This window comes from Leisingera sp. F5, from assembly GCF_001593695.1.
Genome location: NZ_LUKH01000576.1, coordinates 1 through 2078, shown reverse-complemented (window position 1 = coordinate 2078; position 2078 = coordinate 1). Strand labels below are relative to the sequence as shown.

Annotated in this window: 3 protein-coding genes; all 3 read right to left on the bottom strand. The window is 59.0% G+C overall.

From position 1 onward, the window contains the following. Window positions 1-103: FAD-dependent oxidoreductase (locus tag A2I95_RS42690; protein WP_367153187.1), on the bottom strand; the 103-nt coding region annotated here is incomplete at its 3' end. Window positions 104-278: 175 nt separating this feature from the next. Continuing rightward, window positions 279-668: a hypothetical protein gene (locus A2I95_RS33445; protein WP_156916766.1), complete on the bottom strand. Its 390-nt coding sequence runs from the start codon at window positions 666-668 to the stop codon at window positions 279-281. 96 nt (window positions 669-764) lie between these two features. Continuing rightward, complete coding sequence (locus tag A2I95_RS33440; RefSeq protein ID WP_291736760.1) at window positions 765-2018, bottom strand: aminotransferase class V-fold PLP-dependent enzyme; 1254 nt, start codon at window positions 2016-2018, stop codon at window positions 765-767. Between the last annotated feature and the right edge of the window lie 60 nt (window positions 2019-2078).

Below are 2078 nucleotides of genomic sequence, written 5' to 3'. Positions count from 1 at the left end.
CCAGCAGGACAACGTCGGTCCAGCCGAGCTTGGCCAGGTGGTAGAGGATCGAACAGCCGACCAGACCGCCACCGATAACAACTGCCTGTGCATGGGTTTTCATGCGTCATGTTCCCTTGCCTGCGTGCCAGATGCAGCACGCCCTGCAGGCAAGGGTGTGCCGCCAATTCCTTTGCGCGACACTAGCTGGCAGGGGATGGGATGACCCGTGAAGAATTCAGACCCAATGGCCCAGAATTCGATGGGTCATTGGAAGGAGGCAATGCAGCTAGAGAAGGTCAGACAAACACGGTTATTTCTAAGTCACGGTAGTTTGCAGGTATGGTGTCTTCGCCATAGGCGAAACACTCCAGCGTGAACTCTCCGTTTTCCAGGAAAGCAACGAAACCTGTTAGAAGATCGCCGTACGTCCCGTTGACGATCGGTTTGTCGAAAACAACCCTTTCGATGGGTAAGTCAATCGAACTTAATGTAATGGAGTAGCCGTGTTCGCCCAAACATAGGTCCGCTACACTGGCACACGAACACAACGTCTCAACATGCTGTTCCGGAACGGTGTCCTTGGCAAGCAGCCTAGTGGCACGCGTCTCAAATTCTTTTAAAGTATTCAAAACTTGGACATCCCCTCCAAACCTGACCACAAGGCCACACGGAGATAGTGATGTCAAAACAAGCTCTTTCCGACTAAGCAACAAATTCTATACACACCGTCGAAGAGCAAGTGAGCCGGGTGCTTTGCTTTTTGCAAAACACCCGGCCATTGGTTACCCAGTGATCTCTTTCATCACCCCGAGAAACTTCGCCACTTCGCTGACGCTGTTGTAATGGCACATGGAGACCCGCACGCAAGAATCCATACCCAAGGGCGTCAGGATATTGCCGGAGTAATGATCCGCCTTTCGCAGATGTGTGCGGATGCCCTCTTCGTTCAGGCGTTTCACCACATCCACCGAGGGCACTCCCGCAACGGCCAGAGAAACCAGCCCTTCGCGCGCCGGGTTGTCTGTACCGCCCAGGATAGTGACGCCTTCCATCTCCGCCAGGCCAGGCAGGTTGCCAGTGCCGTGGATCATTGCATCGGTCAGCGCTTTTTCATGAGCGTGAATTGCTTTGCCCGCGGCCACGAATTTCGCGCGCCGGTCCGTGGCATCGCTCACCGCGCCGCCGAGCCACTTCAGGTAATCGGCCACATCGGACAGCGTGGCATAACTGCCGGTGTCGCGGGTGCCCATTTCCCAGTTGTCCTCCGGCCCGTCGATCAGCGCGTTATGCGGAAGCCCGGTCAGCCGGTCCGAGATCCATGCAAGGCCATAGCCGTGACGCGAGAACATCTTGTAGGGCGAAATCACATAGCCATCGACGCCGTAGGCTGTCAGGTCAATCCGCCCGTGGGCAGCGTGCTGGATACCGTCGACGATGATCAGGCATTCCGGTGCAACCTCGCGGATGGCAGCTGCGCAGGCGGCCATGTCAACACCCATGCCGGTGACGGGGGAGGTGTGGACGATGGTGGCGACCACCGTGTCCGGGGTAACTGCGCCGGCATAGGCATCGGCGGTGAGGGTGCCGCTGGCGTTGTCATGCGGGACCAGAACATGGTTCTGACGCGCGACCCCGGCCCAGCGGGCGCAGGCCGAGCGGGTGGCGGGGTGCTCCAGCGTTGAGCCCAGCACGGTGCCGCCTTCGGCTGATCCTAGGCAGGCGTTCATGATCAGGCGGAACAACAGCTCTGTGCCGCTTTCGCCGGCAAAGAACTGGCCGCCCGGCGCATTCATGAAGACGCGCATGTCGTCCTTGGCCTTGGCAATCACCCGCACCAGTTCATGACTGCCGGGGTTGTCGCGGCCCTGGTTGTCGGCGATGGCGGCGTATTGCACCGAAGTTTCCACCACCGATTTCAGCGTCAGCGCACCGCCGGCGTTTTCAAAGAAGATGCGGCTGCCCTGCTGCGGGCAGGTGTCGATCTGGGCAAAGCGGTCCCGGATCTGGTCAAGGAGGGTGTCGGTGATCTGGCTCATGGCGGTCCTATCAGGCGGAAATTGCGTTTCCGCGCCAGATTAAGGGCCGGAGCCCTCCAC